We start from the raw sequence: 21,124 nt of genomic DNA on the forward strand, positions 1-21,124 counted from the left end.
CGCGCGCACCGTAGGCGCAACGCGCTCACTGGCCCCACCTGCCGCTGCGCCGCATCACGCCCCAGCTGTGCTTGCGGCGCGAGAACCACTGCCACATGCCGCGGCACCGCCACAGCGTGTTGAGCTGGCGGTATCCAAGGTTCTCCAGCACCGCCATCGAGAACATCAGCAGCATGTCGCGCTTGCGGCCGTACACGCGGAACGACAGCGTCTCCAGCAGCAGACCGTTGACCGACAGCAGGATGCCCATCCCGACCGCCACCAGCAGGAACACCACCAGCGCCGCCGGCGAGATCACGCCGAGCGCGAAGCCGCCCAGCATCACCACGTAGCCGGCGAGTTCGATCAGCGGCCCGACCAGTTCGAACACCGTCATGAACGGCCAGGCCAGCAGGCCCGCGGCGCCGGAGCGCGGGCTGAGCGCGAGCCGCGCATGCCGGGTGAGGCTCTCGGCGAGGCCGCGTTGCCAGCGGCTGCGCTGGCGGCCGAGGGTGCCGAGATCCTCCGGCGCCTCGGTCCAGCAGATCGGGTCCGGCAGGTAGCGGATGCGGTAGGGAATGCGGCGCGCCCGGTGCCAGCGATGCAGACGCACGACGAGCTCCATGTCCTCGCCCACCGTGGTAGTGCTGTAACCGCCGACGGCCAGGACGCGCTCGCGGTTGAACAGGCCGAAGGCGCCGGAAATGATCAGCACCGCATTGAGCGGCGACCAGCCCAGCCGACCGAGCAGGAAGGCGCGCAGGTACTCGACGATCTGGAAACGCGCCACCCAGTTGCGCGGCAGCCCGGCGCGGACCAGGAAACCGCCGCGCACTTCCGAGCCGTTGGCCAGCCGCACCGTGCCGCCGGCCGCGACGGTGCGCTCGTCCTCGAGAAACGGCTGCACCACGCGCAGCAGGCTGTCGCGCTGCAGGATCGAGTCGGCATCGACCGCGCAGAACAGCATGTGCCGCGCGGCGTTGATGCCGGCATTGAGCGCATCGGCCTTGCCGCCGTTGTCCTTGTCGATCACCCGCAGGTTGGCGTAGCGACGCGAGCGGTAGATCGCGCGGATCGGCTTGTGGTCCAGCGTGCGGCGCATCGGCTCGGGGTGCGGCACCAGGTCGAACTCCTCGCGCAGGACCTCGAGGGTGCGATCGCGCGAGCCGTCGTTGATCACCACCAGCTCGAACTCCGGATACTGCAGCTGCAGCATCGAACGCACCGATGTGCGGATGGTCGCTTCCTCGTTGTAGCCGGGCACCAGAAGCGAGATGGGTGGCTCCACGCCGAGATACGGCGCCTCGTCGCCGAGCGCGCTGCGTTGGCGCATGTAGCGGCGCAGGCTGACCATCGACAGCAGGTTGAGCGCCAGGTAGCCGCCGTTGAGCGCGAGGAAGTAGCCGATGAAGAAGACCTGCATCCACCACAGCCAGTCGACGCTCATGGGTGACGCTCGGCGATCGCGCGGCGCAGCGCGTCCTGCCCGTAGCGGTCGTCCACGGTTTCGATCAGCTGCTCCAGCGCCAGGCGGTCGAAGCCGGGCTGCGCGGCGATGGTGTCGGCGGCTTCCTGGCGCACGGCCCAGCTCGGATCGGGCAGCAGGGCGCACAGCGTGTCGAGTTCGGCCAGGACGGCCTGCTTGCGCAGGGCCTTGAGCGCGGCGAGTCGGACGTCGGCGTCGGGATCGGCGATCGCCGCCAGCAGCAGCGGCCGGTCGGCGGCGTCGCGCAGTTCGCCCAGCACCTGCAAGGCCGCCTGGTGCACGCGGGGATCGCGCGGCCCGCCGAGCACGTCGCGTGCCCAGCCGGCCAGGCGCGCCGGGTCCGCCCACGCCGCCAGCCCGGCCAGACGGTGCTCGCGTTCGGGCGCCGCGTTGCGCAGCGCGGCCAGCAGCGGCGCGGACACCGCCGTGCGGCCTGCGACCCGGCACAGCGCGGCGATCCGCTGCGGCGTCCAGTCGCGCCGGACCACGACCACCGGTAACACCCCGGCCATGGCCCGATGCGGATCCAGGGTGACCAGCACTTCGGCCGCCGCCAGCGACAGGAACGGATTGCGATGCGCCAGAAAGCGCGCCACGTCGTTCCACGACTCGGGTCCGCCGACCTGCCGCAGCACCGCCAGCGCGATCAGCCGCAGATGCACCTGGCGCCGGCCCAGCAGCGCATGCGCGACCCGGTGCAGGCCGTAGTCCACCAGCAGCCGGTTGAGCCGGGCATGCGCCTCGCCGCGCAACTGGCGCTGGGTCCGGCACCACAGCAGCAGGAACCACAGGCGTTCGCCCGGCTCCGGCGGCGCCCACGGCGGCGGCGACTGGCTGTGCGCGGTGGCCTCGGCCAGGCGCGGGCGCCAGGCGGCCTCGAACTGCTGGCGCCGGGCCAGCCGGCGCGCGCCCAGCTCCGACAGCACCAGCACCTGCACCATCGTCAGCAGCGTGACCACCGCGAGCGCGGCGATCACGTAGAGCGCCCAGCGAAGTACCGGGTCCTGCAGTGCACTGGCGTACCACGCCGGCACGGCCTAGAACGCCCGCCGCAGGCCCAGCTGCACCCAGCGCCGGTCGTAGAACGCGCCCTGGCGCACGTAACCGACGCCCCATTGCAGCGCCCAGTCGTCGGCGAATCCGTGGCGGCCCTGCAGGCCCAGCGCGCGCACCTCGGTCGCGACGACATCGGTGCCCTGCAGTGCATCCTCGCTGCCCGAGGTCAGCCGCAGCCCGATGGAATCCCGGTCGCGGTAGTAGCGGTCGAGCGCGACGTCGTGGCCGCTCACGCGATTGCCGGCGACGTCGGTGCGATTGAAGGTGTAACCGAGCCGCCAGTCGCCCCAGTACTGCTCGACGGCAAGGGCGAGCCGCTCGACCGTCACGTCGGGATAGCGCGTGCGGCGCAGGCTGGACGCGAGCACGGTGCCGCCGTCGAAGGCGTACTGCAGTCTCATGTCGCCGAACCAGCGCGGCTGGAAGTCCGATCCGGGCCAGCCGCCGCCGTCGAGTTGCAACGCCCAGCGCGACGCGAGCGGCAGCGCGACGCCTGCTTCGATGCCGGTGTCGGACAGGCCGAAGCGCTGTTCGCGCGCGGCCGCGGCGTACCAGGCGCGCCCGTCGCTGTCGCGACCGCCGATGTCGATCCGCTCGCCGCGCCAGGCGGCGAGATCCCGGGTGAGCCGGTCGTAGCGGAACGCATAGCCGACCTCGCGGGTGCGGGGCGTCGCGGCGCGCGCCTGCGCCAGTCCACCGCCCGCAGGAACCGGCGGTGCCGCCTGCCGGCGAAGCCCGTCCAGCCCCGGATGTGCGGGCGCCAGACGTTCCAGGCGCGTCACACCGGCCCGGCCGCCGGCGCTGTCCCCCGACCACAGCTGGGCCTGGGCCAGGCCGAACAGATAGTCGGCGTTGTCAGGCTCGCGCTCGAGCAGGGCCTGGTACAGCGGCACGGCCTCGTCCGCGCGCTGCTGCCAGGCGAGGACCCGGGCGAGCTGGAAGCGCGTCCGGTCGTCGCCCGGCGCCTCGACGAGCCGCGCCCGCAGCAGCGTCTCGGCACCGGCGTAGTCCTCGGCGACGATCCGCGCCTCCACCGGGTCCGTCTCCTGGGCCGACACCCGGGTGACCATCACCGCGAGCAGCAGAGGAAGCAGGAGGCGTCCGGCGCTCATGCGGCCTTCCGCAGCAGGCGCCGCATCCGCGCGACCACTTCGTCGGGCTGGAAGGGCTTGGTCACGTAATCGTCGGCGCCCAGATCCAGCGCACGCACGATATCCACCTCGCGCGCCTTCGCGGTGAGCATCAGCACCGGCACCGCGCCCCAGCCGGGCCGGGCGCGCAGCCGTTCCACGATCTCGATGCCGTCGTGGTACGGCAGCATGATGTCGAGCACGACGCCCTGCGGCGGCGCCTCCTCGAGCCGTGCCATCGCCTGGCGTCCGTCCGCCGCGTGAACCACGGAGAAGCCTTCGCGCTCGAACATGAAGCGCAGGATGTAGGCGATGTCCTCCTCGTCCTCCACGATCAGGACGGTGGGCGCGGCTTGGGTGTTCATCGGGGGAGGTCTCCCTGGGGAAAGGGGCGCGTGGGCCAGTTGCGCAGGTAGTCGGCGATCACCGTCGCCAGCGTCGCGCCGCTGTGGCGCGACTTCACCAGGCGACGCAACACCACGTTGCTGTCGTGGGCGATGGCGCTGCTGCCACTGCCGGTGTCGAGTGCGGAGAAGATGATCGCCAGGGTCGGCGGACTGGCCGCGGCCAGTTCGGCCAGCAGCTCGCTGCCGTCGCCGTCGGGCAGCATCAGATCGAGGATCACCAGGTCGTGGTGGCGCTGCGCGAGCTCGCCGCGGGCCTCGGCCAGACTGCCGGCGCCGTGCAATTGAAGCGGTTCGCCCGCGAGCAGCGTGCCGACGAGCGTGCGCAGGTCCGGGTCGTCCTCGACGTGCAGCACACGGGCCGGCCCGGTACGGCCATGCAGACAGGCGCGCACGGCCTCCACCACGCGCCCGGTCTCGAGCGGCTTGGGCAGCCAGTCGACCAGGCCGACCGCACCGCCGATCACGGCGTCGCGGCCCGTGGAGGCCGGCTCGACCCCGAGCGCGAGCACCGGCAGATGGCGATGGGCGGGCTGGCTGCGCAGTGCATGCAGGAAGCCCAGGCCGTCTTCGTCGGCGAGTGCGAGGTTGAGGGTCAGCGCATGCACGGTCGTGCCCGCGAGCACGCGCCGCGCCTGGGCTGCCGAGTCCGCCACCACGCTGGCGTAGCCGTCGGCGTCGAGCAGTGCGGCCAGCTGCGCGGCTGCGGTCGTGTCGCTGTCGACGATCAGCACGCGCGCGCGCTCGTCCGACACGGTGGTGGTGGTCGCCCGGCGAGTCGCCAGCGGAAGCCGCACGAAGAAGCGCGTGCCCTGGTCGGTCTCGGTCAGGAAGCCGATCTCGCCGCCCAGCTGCTCGACCAGCGAACGGGTGATCGCCAGGCCGAGCCCGGTACCGCCGCGCGTGCGCACGTCGGACGAATCGGCCTGCGCGAAGCGCTCGAACACGCGGCTGCGGAAGGCCTGCGGAATGCCGGCGCCGTAGTCCGCGACCGTCACCTCGGCGTGGGCCTCGCGCACCGCCAGCACCACATCCACCCGTTCCCCGGGCGGCGAGTGCTTGATCGCGTTCGAGAGCAGGTTGGCCATGATCTGGGCGAAACGGTCGCTGTCGATCTCCACGTCGGCGTCGTCGCCGGGGGCGAAGGCGAGACGGACGTCGAACTCGCGTGCATACCCTGCGATCTGTTCGATCGCCTGGGCCACCAGCGGCCGCAGCGCCATCACCTGCAGGTGCATGACCAGGCGGCCGCTCTCGAGCTTCTCGGCATCGAGGATGTCGTTGATCAGTCGTACCAGCCGCTCGCTGTTCTTGTAGGCGATCGCGATCAGCGGGCGCAGCGGCTCGGGAATCTCGCCCGCGTGATCGCCGGTGAGGATCGACAGGCCGCCGCGGATCGCGGTGAGCGGTGTGCGCAGCTCGTGGCTCACCGTGGAGATGAACTCCGACTTCATGCGCTCGACCTGGCGACGCGCCGAGACGTCCACGGCCACCGCGAGTACCAGCCGCTGGCCATCCGAGAGCGTCAGCGGCCGCTTGAGCAGCTGGAGCCAGCGTTCCCGGCCGCGCACGTCGGTGACCGCCAGCTGGTTGCGGCGCAGCTCGGGCAACTCGCGCAGCAGCGCGGTGTCACCCTCGAGCAGCGGCGCGATACCGTCGCCGCCGGCGATGTCCTCCGCGCGCTGACCCTCGACCTGGCCGGGACGCAGGTCGAACAGCGCCGAGAAGGCCTCGTTGCACAGCAGCACGCGCCCGCCGGCGTCGCGCACGAAGATCAGGTTCTCGTCGGCATCCACCACGCTGCGCAGGAAGGCCTGCTGGTCGCGCAACCGCCGGCGTGCCTGCACGGCCTCGCTGACGTCGCGGACCATGGCCAGGCTGTCGCCGTCGTCGGCCCGGGCGATGCGCACCTCGAAGTCGCGTCCCTGGGCGTCGCTCCAGTCGAAGGTGAGCAGGGTGTGGTCCGGCTGCCGCGCGATCCGCTGGGTCAACGCCGCGCACAGACCGGCGTCGGGATCGCTGCGGGCCGCAGCGCCGCGTGACAGCACGTCGACGCGGCCGTCGGCGTGGACCTCGTAGAGATCGTCCGGAACCGCGCGCAGCAGCGCGGACTGCCGTGCCTCGCCCGCACGCGCCGCATCCGCGAGCCGCGCCTGGCGGTGCAGGGCGCGGTTCATGGCCAGCAGGAACCACAGCATCAAGAGCGCGATGACGCCGCTGCCGGCGACCACTTCGAAGCGCCCGCGCTCCAGCACCGAATCCACCCGCGCGGATTCGGCGGCGAGCCGTGCGCGCTCGTCGGTCTCGAGTTCCGCGAGTTGCGCGCGCAGCGCATCCATCGCCTCCTTGCCGCCGGCCTGCGCCATCACGTCCGCAGCCCGCTGCAGGCCGAGGCGGTCGCGGCGCTCGATATTGGCGCTGGCGATCTCGACGCGGCGGGCGATCCCCGCATCGAGCGCTGCAAGCCACGCGGCGCGGTCGCGCCGGGCGAGTGTGCGGCCGAGCTCCCCGCGCAGCCGCACGAGCTCGGCCCGGCCGCTGTCGTAAGGCGCGAGATAGGCGGCGTCGGCGGTGAGCACGTAGCCGCGCGAGCCGCTCTCGATGTCCTGCAGCACCGAGAACATCCCCTGCGCGAGGTTGATGACCTCGAGGCTTTCGGTCACCGCTGCATTGGCATCGAGCAGCACCTCCTGACTGCGCTTGCCCTGCCAGGCCAGCAGCACCAGCAACCCCAGCGCGGCGGCGAATCCCAGGTTGTGCAGCGTCGTGCCGGACAGGCGCAAGGACGACCTCGCAGCATGGATGAGCCTGCGATGCTAGTCGCATACAGGCAAGAGATCGTGAGATCGCATCGCCAGTTGCGACCGCGGTCACGTGCATCACATCACCGCGTCGGCCGCGGATGCGCTGGCGATGCGTTGCACGCAATGCCGCGGTGCGGACGCTGCAATGCCCCCGCACCACCGATGGAGCGCGACAGGCATGGAAGAAACGCCCGCTGCAGCCGGCCGACCGTGAGTCGCACTCCGCATGCATCGTCGACCGTCGCCGCCGCCGCGCACTGGGCCAGGCGGATCACCCGCAGCGCTGCATCTGTCGCGGGCGTAGACCTGATGTCGACCTTTGGAACGATCGCGCCGGCGCGCCGGCGCGACGACCGCGCTGCTCGCCGGTGCGGCCCTCGCCGCTGCCAGTGCTGCTCGATGCGGAAGAACGGCATCCCGAGCACGTGCACGGCGATGCGACTGGAGCCGCCTCGGTCTGTGCGCACCGGGGCCCGTGGTGCCGTCGAGGCCCGTTCTCGGGGTGTGGCTGCCAGCGCGTGTGCGGGTTACGACATCGGCGGGCTGCGTCGCCTGCTTCGCGCATTGCCGACGGGCCGGAGACCCGCCGTCGTAGATGCCGTACCGGCGCTGGCCTCGCGCGCGCGGCGGCGCGCCGATCGCGACCGCCGCGCTGTCGGCGACCTCCGACTCCACACCGCGGACGCGCTCGCAGTATTCGTTGCGCATCACCTGCATCGGTCCGTGGCGCGCGCCGTGGCGCCACCCTGAGACGATCACCTGCACGCGTTGCGCGTCGGGCCGGACGGCCTGCCGTCGCCAGGCGCGCAGGGCACGATCGCCGGGTGCCGGAACATCGAGGCACCGGGCCACGCACGCTCGGCGCGGGCCATGCGGTGGCGACGTGGCCATCGATGGCGCCCGTTCGTGCCGCCCGGCACGCGCCCGACGCCCGCCGGACTGCTAGCATCGCCGCGCCGTCGCCAACCCGGCGACCACGGAATGGAAGGGGAATGTGGATGCGCAAGAGCCTGGGATTCGGCGCCGCACTGGCGCTGGCGTTCGGCGTGGCGGGAACGACCGCCGCCAATGACGGGCAGACCCGCGAAGTGAAATCGCAGGACGGTTCGTTCACCGGCGAAATCGTCGGTACGCCCGAGGACGGCAGCAAGTTCGCCCAGCTGCAGATCGGCATGAGCATGCAGGACGTGCAGGAGATCCTCGACCGCGCGCCCGACCGCTTCCATACCTACGAGTCGGGCAAGCGATGGATCCCGTTCTATTTCGGCAACGACGCGACCCGTCTGCAGGCGCTGTTCCGCGGCGAGGGCTGTCTGATCTTCACCGGTGGCAACGTCTGGGGCGGCGCCGGCGGCGACCTGATCCAGATCGAGGTCGATCCGTCGGGCGCGTGCTACCAGCCCTGATCGCCGGCCTGCGTGTGCGTCGGCGGTGCGTCGCCGGCGTGATCGATGCATCGCGGTTCCGCGCCGGGACAGGGGACCGCGATCGCGGGTTGCGACGCGCGTGAGGCAACGCGGATGCGGCTAAACCCACGTGGCACGGGCATCGTGCGCCGTGCCTCCCATGACAGGACCAGGGACGACAGGATGAAGACCACAGGATTTGCATGCATGCTCGCCGCACTTGGCGCGATCGCGTTCGCCGGCTGCGCCACATCGGGCACCGCACCGGTCGACGCGCGCTGGCTCGCGCCGGCGCAGGCCGTGCAGCTGGCCGCGGACGCCGCGCCGCGCGGGGTCAAGGGCGTATTCGCGCTGCAGGTGCGGGCCACCGGCCGCCAGGGCGAGATGGCCTATCTCAACTCAGAGACCGATTACCGGGACCAGCGCAACCTGAGCATCGCGCTCGAACCGCAGGCCGTGCGCCAGCTCGGCGAGCGTCTCGGCGCGGACCCCCTGGAGGCCTTGAAGGGCCGCCGCATCCTGGTCGACGGCGAGGCCAGGCGCACCACGATCGTGTTCTACGCCGACGGCGTGGCCACGGACAAGTACTACTACCAGACCCAGGTGCGGGTGACCCGCGCCGAGCAGATCACCGTGCAGTAGGCCACCCGCGACGGGCAGGCGGAGCGCACCCGCGGCCTCGTGCTGCGGTCACCGGATCCGCATGGCGGTCCCGGAGTGCGCACGATACCGGGGCCGCGTGGCGTGGTCGCATGCCGCGCGGCGCCGCCGCCGCGGATCGAAGCCGCCCGGCGCCTGCGCGGAAGCGGCCGCGGCGGCGAGGGCGTACCCTCGCGTCTGCTCCCGCTCGCGTCGCGCCCATGCCCCGTCGTCCTGTCCTGCCGCCGCATGCCGGCGCCTATCTCGCCATCGCGGCCATCGTCGCGGCCATCGTGGGGGCGTTCGCCTGGACCGCCGGCTGGCTGACGCCGCAGCGGCTCACGGCGCCGCGGATGACCGATGCCATCGAGGCCACCGCGGCCACGGCCTATCCCGGCTTCCGCCGCGCGCACGCCAAGGGTGTCTGCGTGGCCGGGCGGTTCGAGGCGGCGCCTGGCGGCGCGATGTTGAGCCGGGCGCGGGTCTTCGCCGACCCCACCACGCCACTGGTCGGTCGCATGTCGATCGGCGGCGGCTCGCCCTACGGGCTCGACGCACAGGCGCGGGTCCGCAGCATGGCCCTGGTCCTGCACGCCGGCGACGGCAGCGAGTGGCGCATGGCGATGAACAGTTTTCCGTTCTTCGGTGCCACGTCGGCCGAGGCGTTCTTCGAGCAGACACGCGCCTCGGCAGCCGACCCGGCCACGGGCAAGGCCGATCCGGAACGTGTCGCCGCCTTCGTCGCCGCGCACCCGGCCGCGCAGCGCTTCGCGGCCTGGGCGAAATCGGCGCCCTGGTCGGACAGTTTCGCCAATACCCGCTATCACGGCGTCCATGCCTATCGCTTCGTCGCCGCCGACGGCCAGGCGCGCATCGTGCGCTGGGCGATGCATCCACGGGCCCCGTTCGTCGAAATGACCCCCGACCAGCGCGCGGCCGCCGAGGGCGACTACCTGCAGACCGAGCTGCGGCGCCGGCTCGCCGAGGGTGCGCTGCGCTGGGACATGGTCGCCACGCTGGCCGGTCCCGGCGACGACCCGGCGGATCCGAGTACGCCGTGGCCGGATGATCGCGAGCAGGTCGTGCTGGGCAGCGTGGTGCTGGACAGCGCCCAGGACCAGGCCGACGGCCCCTGCCGCGACCTCAACTTCGATCCGACCGTGGTCCCGCCGGGTGTGGCGCTGTCCGACGATCCGATCCTCGCCGCGCGCGCGGCGGTGTATGCGCAGTCGTTCGACCGGCGCACACGCGAGACGGCGCGCGGCGCCGACGTGGGTGCGGTCCCGCCGACGGAGACCGCCCGATGAGCCGCGTCGAGGCGACGGACGCGTCCGTGACCGTCGACCCCATGTCCGGAACTCCCGCGACCGGGACGGGTCCGACGCGCCACGACGCGTTCGCCCGCGCGCTGCACTGGAGCATGGCGGCGCTGATCCTGGCAATGCTGTTCGTCGGCGTCGCGATGGTCGCTTCGGTCACGCTGCGTCCGTCCCTGCTGGCCCTGCATCGGCCGATCGGCATCGCCCTGCTGCTGCTCGCGGTGCTGCGCCTCCTCCATCGTGTGCGCCGGCGCGTGCCGCCGCTGCCGGCAGATCTCCCGCGCTGGCAACGCCTGGCCGCGCAGGTGTCGCACGTGGCGCTCTACGCGCTGATGCTGGCGATGCCGCTGGTCGGCTGGGCGATGGTCTCCGCGGCGGGCAACCCGGTCACGCTGTGGGGCGGTCTGGTCCTGCCGCCGATCGCGCCGCCGGATCCGCTGGTGTACAGCCTGCTGCGTGCATCGCACGCCTGGCTGGCGCGCGCATTGTTCGCGCTCGTACTGCTGCATCTGGCAGCCGCCTTGATGCACGCCTGGGTGCGCCGCGACGGGGTCTTCCGCAGCATGGCGCCGGGGCGCGGCTCGTCGCCGACCTGAGACGGTGTGCCGGTCGCGCGCGCGGCCATGCGGCCTGGGCAAGCGCCCGGCTGCGGACGTGATGACACCGCGACCGCCACCTCCGTAGGCTGGAGGCCGTTTCCGTCCCGCACCGTCCATGCAGATCGACCAGATCCTGATCCTCCTCATCCTCGCCGGCACGGTGGGCATGTTCCTGTGGGGCCGCTGGCGCCACGACATGGTGGCGGGCGCTTCGCTGCTGGCCTGTGTCCTCGCGGGTCTGGTCGGTGCCGATCAGGCCTTCGCGGGATTCGGCCATCCCGCGGTGATCACGGTCGCCTGCGTGCTGGTGCTCAGCCGCGGCCTGCAGACCTCCGGCGCCGTCGACGCGCTCACCCGCGCGGTGCTGCCCGGCAAGGCCGGGCCGATGCTGTCGATCGCGGCGCTGACCGGGCTTGCCGCGCTGCTCTCGGCCTTCATGAACAATGTCGGCGCACTGGCCCTGTTGATGCCGGTCGCGATCCAGATCGCGCGCAAGCAGGAGCTCGCGCCCGGGCAGGTGCTGATGCCGCTGGCCTTCGGCTCGATTCTCGGCGGCATGACCACGCTGATCGGCACGCCGCCCAATCTGATCGTCGCCGGCTTCCGCGCGCAGGCGGGCGGTGCGCCTTTCGCGATGTTCGACTACACCCCGGTCGGCGCCACCGTGGCGGTGGCGGGCGTGCTGCTGCTGGTTCTCGGCGGCTGGAAGCTGGTGCCCGTACGCCGCGAAGCTGCCGTCGAAGGCTTCGATCCGGGCGCCTACCTCACCGAGCTGCGGGTGCCCGAGGGCGCGCGCGCGGTGGGCAAGTCCGTGCGCGAGATCGAGGCGATGCTCGACGAGTACGACGCCCAGGTGATCGGCATGGTCCAGGCCGAGTTCCGCGTGCACGCCCCGAATCCCACGCGCAAGGTGCGTGCCGGTGACGTGCTGGTGGTGGAGGTGGATGCCGACGTGCTCAACGAGGTCTTGTCGCGGCTCGGTGCCAAGCTCGAAGAGGATGTGCGCGAGGCCGCGGTCGAGGACGACGCCGACGCGCCGGCCCAGGCCGACGATGCCCAGGGCCGCAGACGCGCCAACGCCGCGCCGGCCACGCCGGCGTCGGACACTGGAGACGGCGAAGGCGAGGACGATGAGCGCGCCGATGCCGCGCGGACGCCCCACGCCGACATCGTGCTGCAGGAGATCGCGGTGCTGCCCGGCTCCAGTCTGGCCGGCCGCTCGTCCAGCGATCTCGGCCTGCGTACGCGCTACAGCATCAATGTTCTGGCGATCTCGCGCGCGGGCAACCGTTCGCGCAGCCGGCTGCGCTCGCAGCCGTTCCAGGATGGCGACCTGCTGCTGGTGCAGGGCACCCAGGCGGCGATCTCGGGCTTCGCCTCCGAGTTCGGCGGCGTGCCGCTGGCCGAACGCGCGCTGCGCATTCCCGACCGTCGCAAGGCGATCATCTCGTCGGCCATTCTGCTCGGCGCGATCGTCGCCACGGCCGTGGGCCTCGTGCCGGTGGCGGTGGCGTTCGCGATCGGCGTGATCATGTCGATGGTGTTGCGCACGGTCCCGCCGCGTGAGGTCTACAACGCGATCGACTGGCCGGTTGTCGTGCTGCTGGCCGCGCTGATCCCGGTGGCCGGCGCCATGGAATCGACCGGCACCGCGGCCCTGATCGCGCGCGTCTTGATCGAGACCGTCGGCCAGGGCCAGCCGGTGGTCGGTCTGGCCCTGATTCTCGTGGTGACGATGACCCTGTCCGACCTGATGAACAATGCGGCGACCGCCGCTGTGATGTGCCCGATCGCGATCGGCGCTGCGGGCACGCTCGGGGTCAGCGCCGACCCCTACCTGATGGCGGTGGCGGTGGGCGCCTCGTGCGCGTTCCTGACCCCGATCGGGCACCAGAACAACACGCTGATCCTGGGCCCCGGCGGCTTCCGCTTCGGCGACTACTGGCGGCTCGGGCTGCCCGTGCAGGCCCTGGTGCTGGTGGTGTCGCTGCCGATGCTGCTGCTGGTATGGCCGCTGTAGGTCACGCCGGCACGATCCGGGCCCGCCGGAGCGTCGGCTGCGGATGCCCGCGCTGTCCGCCATCCGGTCTGTCCAGTCCACGCCGGCCGATGCCTCGGCGGCCGTCGACCCCTGGTTGGCCGCGCTCGATCACCCGCGCCACGACGCCGGGGAGCGCCGGCGCGCGCGCGTCCTCGGTGTCGATCCTGCGGTGGGCGAGGGCATCCGATGGAATGCGCGCAGCCGGCGCTCGACAGGGTACTCCGCCACCACCGTCCGCGCGCCAGGCGCGGCCTCTGCCGGGTGTTCCATCGTGGCGCGCGCGCCCGCGCCATGCCCGTGGACGGCCCGGCGCTCGTAGACCCCACAGGACTGCCGCCGGACCGGCGCGCCCGGACCGGGCAGGCAACAGTCTCCCGATCCTCGTTGCTGATCGCGTCCGCCGACCGCGCCGAGGTGGATGCCCGTGTCGCCGCCGTGCGGGCGCTGCTGCGGCAGTGGATGGCCACGTCCGGTCGGGGCGGGGCTGCGGCCGCGCTTGAAAACGGCGGCCGGGCGCCGCATGTCCAGCGCCTGTCCAAGGCCCTGCTGAAACCGCCAATGACCACGACCGCCGAAACCCGCAAGTTCGAAGCCGAAGTCGCCCAGGTCCTCCACCTGGTGACCCATTCGCTGTACTCGCACAAGGAGATCTTCCTGCGCGAGCTGATCTCCAACGCCTCCGACGCCTGCGACAAGTTGCGCTTCGAGTCGATCGCGAGTCCCGACCTGCTGGCCGGCGCCGGCGACCTGCATATCGACGTGAGCTGGGACAAGGCCGCGCGCACGGTCACCATCCGCGACACCGGCATCGGCATGTCGCGCGAAGACGTGGTCGCCAACATCGGCACCATCGCCAGCTCCGGCACACGCCGGTTCCTCGAAGCGATGAGCGGCGAGCAGAAGGCGGACGCGCGCCTGATCGGCCAGTTCGGCGTGGGTTTCTATTCGGCCTTCGTCGTCGCCGACCGCGTGACCGTGCTGACCCGCCATGCCGGCGCCGCGCCCGAGGCCGGCGTGAAGTGGGAGAGCGACGGTCGCGGCGAGTACTCGCTGGAGGACGTCACCCTGCCCGAGCGCGGCACCACCGTCGTGCTGCACCTCAAGGCCGACGAGGACGAATTCCTCGACGGCTGGAAGCTGCGCTCGCTGGTGCGCAAGTACTCCGACCACGTGGCCTTTCCGATCCGCATGCCCAAGGACGCGCCGATGCCGGCCGAAGGCGAGGACGAGAAAACCGACGCCGCGCCCGAATGGGAGACCGCGAACGATGCGTCGGCGCTGTGGACCAAGTCCAAGTCCGACATCTCCGACCAGGACTATCAGGGGTTCTACAAGTCGCTCGGCCACGATTTCAACGATGCCGCGGCGTGGACCCACAACCGCGTCGAAGGCAGCCAGAGCTTCACCACGCTGCTGTACCTGCCCTCGCAGCCGCCGTTCGACCTGATGATGGGCGGCCGCGACGAGCGCAAGGGCCTCAAGCTCTACATCAAGCGCGTGTTCGTCATGGACGCCGCCGAGGAGCTGCTGCCGAACTATCTGCGTTTCGTGCGCGGTGTCGTCGATGCCGACGATCTGCCGCTCAACGTCAGCCGCGAGCTCCTGCAGCAGAACCGCCAGCTCGACCGCATCAAGGGCGCGTGCGTGAAGCGCGTGCTCGACATGATCGAGAAGCTCGCGCGCGACGACGCCGAGACGTTCGCCGCGTTCCACAAGGCCTTCGGCAATACGCTCAAAGAGGGCATCGTCGAGGACGCGAGCAACCGCGAGCGCATCGCGAAAATCCTGCGCTTCGCCTCGACCAAGGGCGACGGCGCCGCGCAGACCGTGTCGCTGGACGACTACGTCGGCCGCATGCCGGTCGGCCAGGACACCATCTGGTACATCACCGCCGACGGCTACAAGGCCGCCGCCGGCAGCCCGCAGCTCGAGGCCTTCCGCGCGAAGGACATCGAGGTGCTGCTGATGTTCGACCGCATCGACGAGTGGATGCTCGGCAGCCTGCACGAGTACGCCGGCAAGTCGATGAAGAACGTCGCCAAGGGCGAACTGCCGCTCGACGAGGCGGACAAGGCGAAGCAGGCCGAAGCCGCGACCGCCGCCGCGCCGCTGGTCGAGAAGATCAAGCGTCTGCTCGGTGAGCGCGTCGGCGATGTACGCGTGTCCGCGCGCCTGACCGATTCGCCGTCGTGTCTGGCCCTGGCCGACTACGAAATGGCCCCGCATCTGGCCCGCCTGCTGCGCGAGGCCGGCCAGGCCGTGCCCGACAGCAAGCCCACGCTCGAGATCAACCCGCAGCACGCCCTGCTGCAACGCATCGACGGCGAGATCGATGATGCGAAGGCGACCGACCTGGCCACGCTGCTGCTGGAACAGGCGGAGATCGCCGCAGGCGCCCCGCTGCCGGATCCCGCAGCGTTCGTGCAGCGCATGAACCGGGTGCTGCTGGGCGCCTGAGCTACGCGGCGCCGCACTGTCCCGGTGTGCCTCCGACATTCTGCGTGCGCCGGCACGCAGGGTATCCTGGGTCCGCACTGGAAGGCCGGGCCCGGGATGGTCCACGTGCCCGGCTGCGCGTCAGCGGTGCGAACCGTCCAGCCGCGTCCCGTTCCGGGCCTCAGAGCCCGGACACGTGGCCCTCGAGCATCTCCCGCTCGGGCACGACCTGCGGCCACCCGCCCGACAGTGCCCGATACAGCGACACGGCGCCGGTGACGGTGCGGGTGCGGCTGGCGGCGAAGGCATCCTCGGCCTGCAGCTGGGTGCGCTCGGCGTCCAGCACTTCGAGCAGGCCCGTCGCGCCCGCGTCGAAGCGCAGCCGCGCCAGTCGCGCGGCCCGCCCACTGTCACGCGCGGCCCGTTCCAGTTCCACGTCCTCGTCGTGCGCCCGGTTGAACCGGGCCAGTGCGTTCGCCGTGTCTTCCAGCGCGCGCAGCACCGTCTGCTGGTAGCGGGCCAGTTCCAGCTCGGCGTCCGCATCGGCGGCGAGGATGCGTGCACGTACCCTGCCGACATCGAGGAACGACCAGTCGATACCGAGTGCGACCAGCCGGGTTTCGCTCCCGCGCGCGAACAGATCACCCAGGTCGCCTGCCTGGCTTCCGATCAGCCCGCCGAGGGTGAACCGCGGGAACAGGTCCGCGGTGGCCACGCCGACGCGCGCGGTGGCGGCATGCAGCCGGTGTTCGGCGGCCGCGACATCCGGCCGGGCCCGCAGCACGTCCGCCGGGGTGCCGGGATCGATCGTCCGCGGCACCTCGGGCAGCGCCACCGCCGTCGACAGCGCAGGTAGCAGGGCTTCGGGCATGCGGCCGGTCAGGACCCCGATGCGATGTGCCGCGACCCGGATCTCCGCTTCCAGCGCGGGGATCCGCGCCGCCGTCGACGCCGCCTGGGCGGACGCGCGCGCGCTGTCGAAGTCGCTGTCCTGGCCGGCATTGCGCCGGGCGTCCACCAGCGCCAGCGTGTGCTGCTGGTTGCCGGCGTTCTCGGTCGCCACGCGCAGCCGCTCCTGCAGGCCGCGCAGCTCGAAGTACGCGGTGGCGACCTCGCCGACGATGACCACCTGCAGGGCGCGCAGGTCGTCGATGCTGGCGCCGAGGTCGGCCTCGCCCGCTTCCACGCCGCGTCGGACGCGACCGAACAGATCGAGTTCCCAGCTCGCGCCGATCGCCGCTTCATACGTATCGCTGTCGCGGGCGTCGCGCGACAGGCCCGGCGCCTCGTCCGCACTGGCCCGGCTGCTTGCACCGCGCGCGCTGGCGTCCACGGTCGGCCAGCGGTCCAGCCGCGTGCCGCGCAGCAGGGCACTGGCCCGGTCGACCCGTGCCATCGCGATGCGCAGGTCGTGATTGGCCGCGAGCGACTCCGCGACCAGCGCGGTGAGGCGGGGATCGCCGAAGCCCTGCCAGAAGGCGACGTCGACGGATGCGGGCGCGGCCGCCGCAGGTGCGGCGGAAAACGCCGCGGGCACGGCCATCGACGGCCGCACATGCTCCGGGCCCACGGCGCAGGCGGCGAGCAGCGCAGCCGCGAGCACGGTCACCAGCGGGCGCATCACCACGGCAGCACCTGGTCCATGTAGAAGTAGCCGCCGGTCGGGCCGGCATCGTCGATCAGTGCCAGGCGCACGCTGGTGCGCGCACCGTCGGCGACTTCGAGCTCGCCGTTCTGCTCGTCGCCGGCCTTGTTCATGTCGGTGCGCACGTAGCCCGGATGGATCGTGTTGACCTTGATGCCGGCGTCCTCGAGCACGTGGGCCAGATGCACCGTCCACGCGTTCACCGCGCTCTTGGAGACGTTGTAGGCCGGGATGCCCTTGAAGTCGTAGATGAAGGAGTCCGGGTTGCGGTGCTCGCTGATCGAGCCGAGCAGGCTGGAGACGTTGACGATGCGGCCGGCCGCCGACTTGCGCAGCAGCGGCAGCAGCGCCTGGGTGGTGGCGATGAGGCCGAAGAGGTTGGTCTCGAACGTCGTCCGCCAGGTCTGGAGCGACTGGCCTGCCGCGCCGAGCTGCGCATCGTCGACCACGATGCCGGCATTGTTGATCAGGATGTCGAGGTGGCCGTGGCGTTGTTCGATGGTGCGTGCGGCCTCGGCGATGCTCGCGGCATCGGTGACGTCGAGTGCGATCGCCTCGACCGGCAGGCCGTCGGCCTGCAGTTTCAAGGCCGCGGCGACGGCGCGGTCGCGGTCGCGACCGGCCAGCAGGGTATGCACGCCGGTCTCGGCCAGCTGGCGTACGGTTTCAAGGCCGATGCCGCGGGTGGCGCCGGTGACGAGGGCGATTCGGGAGCTTGCGTTCATGGGTCAGATCTCAATCGGTGGGGAAGGAAGACGCCTGGGCGATACGCGGTGGGGCAGGTCGCGCGGCCCGGAGTGTGGTGCGCGCGGCGCGGCGTGACGCGCCGATTCCGGACGTCGCAGCCGGGAGCGTCATGCGTGCAGCCCCGGGTCCGGTGCGGCATGTGCGGGCACGGCCTGCTTGTGCGACACCACCGGCGCGTTCGCGAGCTTGCGCAATGCGACGTAGAACACAGGCGTCAGGAACAGGCCGAACAGGGTCACGCCCAGCATTCCGGCAAAGACGGTGATGCCGGTGATCGAGCGCACTTCGGCGCCCGCACCCGTCGACAGCACCAGCGGCACGGTGCCGGCGATGAAGGCGACGGAGGTCATGACGATCGGGCGCAGGCGAAGCCGGCTCGCTTCGAGCGCGGCATCGACGATGCTCCGACCCTGGATCTCCAGCTCGCGGGCGAACTCGACGATCAGGATCGCGTTCTTGCACGCCAGGCCCATCAGCACGACCAGACCCACCTGCACGAACACGTTGTTGTCGCCGCCCGCCAGCCAGACGCCGAACAGGGCGGACAGCAGCGTCATCGGCACGATCAGAATCACCGCCAGCGGCAGCGACCAGCTCTCGTACAAGGCCGCGAGCACGAGGAACGCGAGCAGCACCGCGAGGGGAAACACCACCATGGCCGCACCGCTCTGGTTCGACTGCTGGTAGCTGAGGTCGCTCCAGCCGATGCCCATGCCGGCCGGCAGCACCTGACCGGCGAGCTCGGTGACCTTGGCCATGGCCTCGCCCGACGACAGCACGCGCGGGTCGGCATCGCCCAGCAGATCGGCGGCGGGATAGCCGTTGAAGCGAATCACCGGGTCCGGCCCATAGGTCTGGCGCACGTTCACCATCGAACCCACCGGCACCATCTCGCCCGCCGCATTGCGCGTGCGCAGGTTGGCGATGTCGCCCACCTCGTCGCGGAACTGGCCGTCGGCCTGGGCGATGACCTGCCAGGTGCGGCCGAACATGTTGAAGTCGTTGACGTAGGCCGAACCGAGATAGGTCTGCAGCGTGTCGAACAGTTCGGTCAGCGGCACGCCCTGGGCCTTGGCCTTGGCCCGGTCCACCTCGGCGTTGAGCTGCGGCACATTGGCCTGGTAGCTGCTGATCGGGTAGCCGAGCCCGGGCGTCTGCGCGGCCGCGCCCTGGAACGCCTGCACCGCGGCCTGCAGCTCGCCGTAGCCCAGACGCGTGCGGTCCTCGACGAACAGCGACCAGCCCGACCCGTTGCCGAGGCCCTGGATCGGCGGCGGCATGAAGGCGAACGTAAACCCTTCCTGGATCGTCGAGAACTTCTGGTTGAGCTCGGCGGTGATCTCCTCGGCACTGCGCGCGCGCTCGCTGAAGGGATCGAGGGTGAAGAAGATCACGCCGTTGTTGGGCGTGTTGGTGAACTGCAGCGGGTTGAGGCCGGGGAACGCGATCTCGCTGGCGACGCCGTCCACTTCACTGGCGAGCGCCGCCATCTTCTTCAGCACCGCATCGGTGCGCTCGATCGATGCGCCCTCCGGCATCTTCACGCCGGCGATCACGTACAGCTTGTCCTGCACCGGAATGAACCCGGCCGGCACCACCTTGAACATCAGGCCCGCGCCGACCAGCAGCACCGCGTAGACCAGGAACACCGCGCCGCGGCGACCGAGCACGCGCGACACCCCAGCTTCGTAGCGCTGCGAGCTGCGGTTGAAGAAGCGGTTGAACGGCCTGAACGCCCAGCCGAACGCCCGGTCGATCAACCGCGAGGCGCGGTCCTTCGGCGCGTCGTGCGAGCGCAGCAGGATCGCCGCGAGCGCCGGCGACAGGGTCAGCGAGTTGAGGCCGGAGATCGCCGTGGCGATCGCGATGGTGACCGCGAACTGCTTGTAGAACTGGCCGGTCACGCCGGTCAGGAACGCCATCGGTACGAACACTGCGCACAGCACCAGGGTGATCGCGATGATCGGCCCCGACACTTCGCGCATGGCCCGGTGCGCGGCCTCGAGCGGCGCCGCGCCCAGTTCGATGTGGCGCTCGACGTTCTCGACCACGACGATCGCATCGTCGACCACAATGCCGATCGCAAGAACAAGACCGAACAGGGTCAGCGTATTGATCGAGTAGCCCAGCAGGTACAGCACCGCGAACGTGCCGACGATGGAGACCGGGACCGCGATCAACGGGATGATCGACGCGCGCCAGGTCTGCAGGAACAGGATCACCACCAGCACCACCAGCAGCGTCGCTTCCAGTAGGGTGACGACGACCGACTTGATCGAGTCGCGGACGAAGATCGTGGTGTCGTAAATCGACTGGATCTCGACCCCGGGCGGCAGCTGCGGGCGCAGCTCGTCCATCTTCGCGACCACGCCGTCGCGGATGTCGAGCGCGTTCGCGCCCGGCGCCTGGAAGATACCGATCGCGGCCGCGTTCTTGCCGTCGAGGCGCGCACGCAGCGTGTAGTCGCCGGCGGCGAGTTCGATGCGCGCGACATCGGCCAGGCGCACGAGCTCACCGTCGGGGCCGGACTTCAGCACGATGTCGCCGAATTCCTCGACGGTCTCCAGCCGACCTTTGGCGTTGATCGGCAGCAGGAAGTCGCTGCCGTTGGGCATCGGTTCGGCGCCGAGCTGGCCGGCGGAGACCTGCACGTTCTGCTCTCGCACCGCGCGCACCACGTCGCTCGCGGTCATGCCGCGCGCGGCGATCCTGTCGGGATCGAGCCACAACCGCATCGCGTAATCGCCGCCGCCGAACAGCTGCGCATCGCCGACGCCGGTGATCTTGGCCAGCTCGTCCTTGACGTGCAGACGCATGTAGTTGCGCAGGTACAGCGAGTCGTAGCGGCCGTCGCTCGACGTCAGATGCACGACCATCAGGAACACCGGCGACTGCTTCTGCGTGGTCACGCCCTGCCGTCGGACGTCCTCGGGCAAGCGCGCCTGCGCCTGGGCGACGCGGTTCTGCACGCGCACCGCTGCCTCGTCGGCATCGGTGCCGGGCTTGAAGGTCACGGTGAGCTGCAGCACGCCGTCGGAGCCGGCGACGGACTTGATGTACATCATGTCCTCGACGCCGTTGATGGCCTCCTCGAGCGGTGTCGCCACGGTTTCGGCGATCACCTTCGGATTGGCACCGGGATACACGGTGCGCACGACCACCGACGGCGGCACGACCTCGGGGTATTCGCCGATCGGCAGCAGCGGGATGGCGATCAGGCCACCGGCGAAGATCAGGATCGACAGCACCGCGGCGAAGATCGGCCGGTCGATGAAGAAGCGGGAGAAGTCCACGGGAAAATCCTTGTGGGCGGCGCGGGGGCCGCGGTGGGATCAGGTGCGAACAGGGCCGTCGCTCCGCCACGGACGGACGACGGTTCACGCGGGCGGACGGGCTGGAGCGGGTGCCCTCCAGGAGCGGTGACGGGGCCGGC

The 21,124-nt window shown here is 71.1% G+C and carries 14 protein-coding genes; 6 read left to right on the top strand and 8 right to left on the bottom strand.

Going from position 1 to position 21,124, the window contains the following annotated elements:
• Nucleotides 1-25 precede the first annotated feature (25 nt).
• From H0E82_RS03710 to H0E82_RS03730, 5 genes are read right to left on the bottom strand one after another with little or no spacing between them, the layout of a single operon-like run.
• The gene (locus H0E82_RS03710) at nucleotides 26-1,426 is read right to left on the bottom strand and encodes a glycosyltransferase family 2 protein (protein WP_180543923.1); all 1,401 of its coding nucleotides are present in this window, start codon (nucleotides 1,424-1,426) and stop codon (nucleotides 26-28) included.
• Nucleotides 1,423-2,499, bottom strand: coding sequence for a HEAT repeat domain-containing protein (locus tag H0E82_RS16980; protein ID WP_180543926.1), 1,077 nt, complete (start codon nucleotides 2,497-2,499; stop codon nucleotides 1,423-1,425). The genes H0E82_RS03710 and H0E82_RS16980 overlap by 4 nt, the downstream gene beginning before the upstream one ends.
• Before the next feature lie 3 nt (nucleotides 2,500-2,502).
• Nucleotides 2,503-3,633 carry a YaiO family outer membrane beta-barrel protein gene (locus tag H0E82_RS03720; RefSeq protein WP_180543929.1) on the bottom strand — a complete coding sequence of 377 codons (1,131 nt, stop codon included), beginning with the start codon at nucleotides 3,631-3,633 and terminating at the stop codon, nucleotides 2,503-2,505.
• A complete protein-coding gene (locus H0E82_RS03725) occupies nucleotides 3,630-4,016 on the bottom strand; it encodes a response regulator transcription factor (protein ID WP_180543932.1) in 387 nt (128 codons plus the stop codon). Before H0E82_RS03725 ends, H0E82_RS03720 begins: the two co-directional genes overlap by 4 nt.
• The gene (locus H0E82_RS03730; RefSeq protein WP_180543934.1) at nucleotides 4,013-6,838 is read right to left on the bottom strand and encodes an ATP-binding protein; all 2,826 of its coding nucleotides are present in this window, start codon (nucleotides 6,836-6,838) and stop codon (nucleotides 4,013-4,015) included. Before H0E82_RS03730 ends, H0E82_RS03725 begins: the two co-directional genes overlap by 4 nt.
• Before the next feature lie 1,019 nt (nucleotides 6,839-7,857).
• Here H0E82_RS03730 and H0E82_RS03735 point away from each other — a divergent pair.
• The 6 genes from H0E82_RS03735 (at nucleotide 7,858) to htpG (ending at nucleotide 15,320) form a co-directional block, all read left to right on the top strand.
• Nucleotides 7,858-8,265: a hypothetical protein gene (locus H0E82_RS03735; protein WP_180543937.1), complete on the top strand. Its 408-nt coding sequence runs from the start codon at nucleotides 7,858-7,860 to the stop codon at nucleotides 8,263-8,265.
• A 207-nt stretch (nucleotides 8,266-8,472) separates the two neighbouring features.
• A complete protein-coding gene (locus H0E82_RS03740) occupies nucleotides 8,473-8,907 on the top strand; it encodes a hypothetical protein (protein ID WP_219338392.1) in 435 nt (144 codons plus the stop codon).
• A gap of 218 nt (nucleotides 8,908-9,125) precedes the next feature.
• The gene (locus H0E82_RS03745) at nucleotides 9,126-10,211 is read left to right on the top strand and encodes a catalase family peroxidase (protein ID WP_180543940.1); all 1,086 of its coding nucleotides are present in this window, start codon (nucleotides 9,126-9,128) and stop codon (nucleotides 10,209-10,211) included.
• A gap of 41 nt (nucleotides 10,212-10,252) precedes the next feature.
• Complete coding sequence (locus tag H0E82_RS03750) at nucleotides 10,253-10,819, top strand: cytochrome b (protein ID WP_180543943.1); 567 nt, start codon at nucleotides 10,253-10,255, stop codon at nucleotides 10,817-10,819.
• A gap of 118 nt (nucleotides 10,820-10,937) precedes the next feature.
• Nucleotides 10,938-12,842, top strand: coding sequence for an SLC13 family permease (locus H0E82_RS03755; protein ID WP_180543946.1), 1,905 nt, complete (start codon nucleotides 10,938-10,940; stop codon nucleotides 12,840-12,842).
• A gap of 579 nt (nucleotides 12,843-13,421) precedes the next feature.
• A complete protein-coding gene (gene htpG / locus H0E82_RS03760; protein WP_180544328.1) occupies nucleotides 13,422-15,320 on the top strand; it encodes a molecular chaperone HtpG in 1,899 nt (632 codons plus the stop codon).
• Between the two features lie 160 nt (nucleotides 15,321-15,480).
• Here htpG and H0E82_RS03765 read toward each other — a convergent pair whose 3' ends face one another.
• From H0E82_RS03765 to H0E82_RS03775, 3 genes are all read right to left on the bottom strand, one after another.
• Nucleotides 15,481-16,920, bottom strand: coding sequence for an efflux transporter outer membrane subunit (locus H0E82_RS03765; protein WP_180544329.1), 1,440 nt, complete (start codon nucleotides 16,918-16,920; stop codon nucleotides 15,481-15,483).
• A complete protein-coding gene (locus tag H0E82_RS03770) occupies nucleotides 16,920-17,669 on the bottom strand; it encodes an SDR family oxidoreductase (protein ID WP_180543949.1) in 750 nt (249 codons plus the stop codon). Before H0E82_RS03770 ends, H0E82_RS03765 begins: the two co-directional genes overlap by 1 nt.
• Nucleotides 17,670-17,798: 129 nt before the next feature.
• The gene (locus H0E82_RS03775; RefSeq protein ID WP_180543951.1) at nucleotides 17,799-20,984 is read right to left on the bottom strand and encodes an efflux RND transporter permease subunit; all 3,186 of its coding nucleotides are present in this window, start codon (nucleotides 20,982-20,984) and stop codon (nucleotides 17,799-17,801) included.
• Nucleotides 20,985-21,124: the final 140 nt, after the last annotated feature.

Source organism: Luteimonas deserti, assembly GCF_013425765.1.
In the GTDB taxonomy this organism is placed as follows: Bacteria; Pseudomonadota; Gammaproteobacteria; order Xanthomonadales; family Xanthomonadaceae; genus Luteimonas; species Luteimonas deserti.

Coding starts and splice junctions, on each gene's coding strand:
- H0E82_RS03750 (WP_180543943.1), top strand. CDS start 10,253: ATGTCCGGAACTCCCGCGACCGGGACGGGTCCGACGCGCCACGACGCG.
- H0E82_RS03710 (WP_180543923.1), bottom strand. CDS start 1,426: ATGAGCGTCGACTGGCTGTGGTGGATGCAGGTCTTCTTCATCGGCTAC.
- H0E82_RS03735 (WP_180543937.1), top strand. CDS start 7,858: ATGCGCAAGAGCCTGGGATTCGGCGCCGCACTGGCGCTGGCGTTCGGC.
- H0E82_RS03745 (WP_180543940.1), top strand. CDS start 9,126: ATGCCCCGTCGTCCTGTCCTGCCGCCGCATGCCGGCGCCTATCTCGCC.
- H0E82_RS03725 (WP_180543932.1), bottom strand. CDS start 4,016: ATGAACACCCAAGCCGCGCCCACCGTCCTGATCGTGGAGGACGAGGAG.
- H0E82_RS03720 (WP_180543929.1), bottom strand. CDS start 3,633: ATGAGCGCCGGACGCCTCCTGCTTCCTCTGCTGCTCGCGGTGATGGTC.
- htpG (WP_180544328.1), top strand. CDS start 13,422: ATGACCACGACCGCCGAAACCCGCAAGTTCGAAGCCGAAGTCGCCCAG.
- H0E82_RS03755 (WP_180543946.1), top strand. CDS start 10,938: ATGCAGATCGACCAGATCCTGATCCTCCTCATCCTCGCCGGCACGGTG.
- H0E82_RS03770 (WP_180543949.1), bottom strand. CDS start 17,669: ATGAACGCAAGCTCCCGAATCGCCCTCGTCACCGGCGCCACCCGCGGC.
- H0E82_RS03765 (WP_180544329.1), bottom strand. CDS start 16,920: ATGCGCCCGCTGGTGACCGTGCTCGCGGCTGCGCTGCTCGCCGCCTGC.
- H0E82_RS03740 (WP_219338392.1), top strand. CDS start 8,473: ATGCTCGCCGCACTTGGCGCGATCGCGTTCGCCGGCTGCGCCACATCG.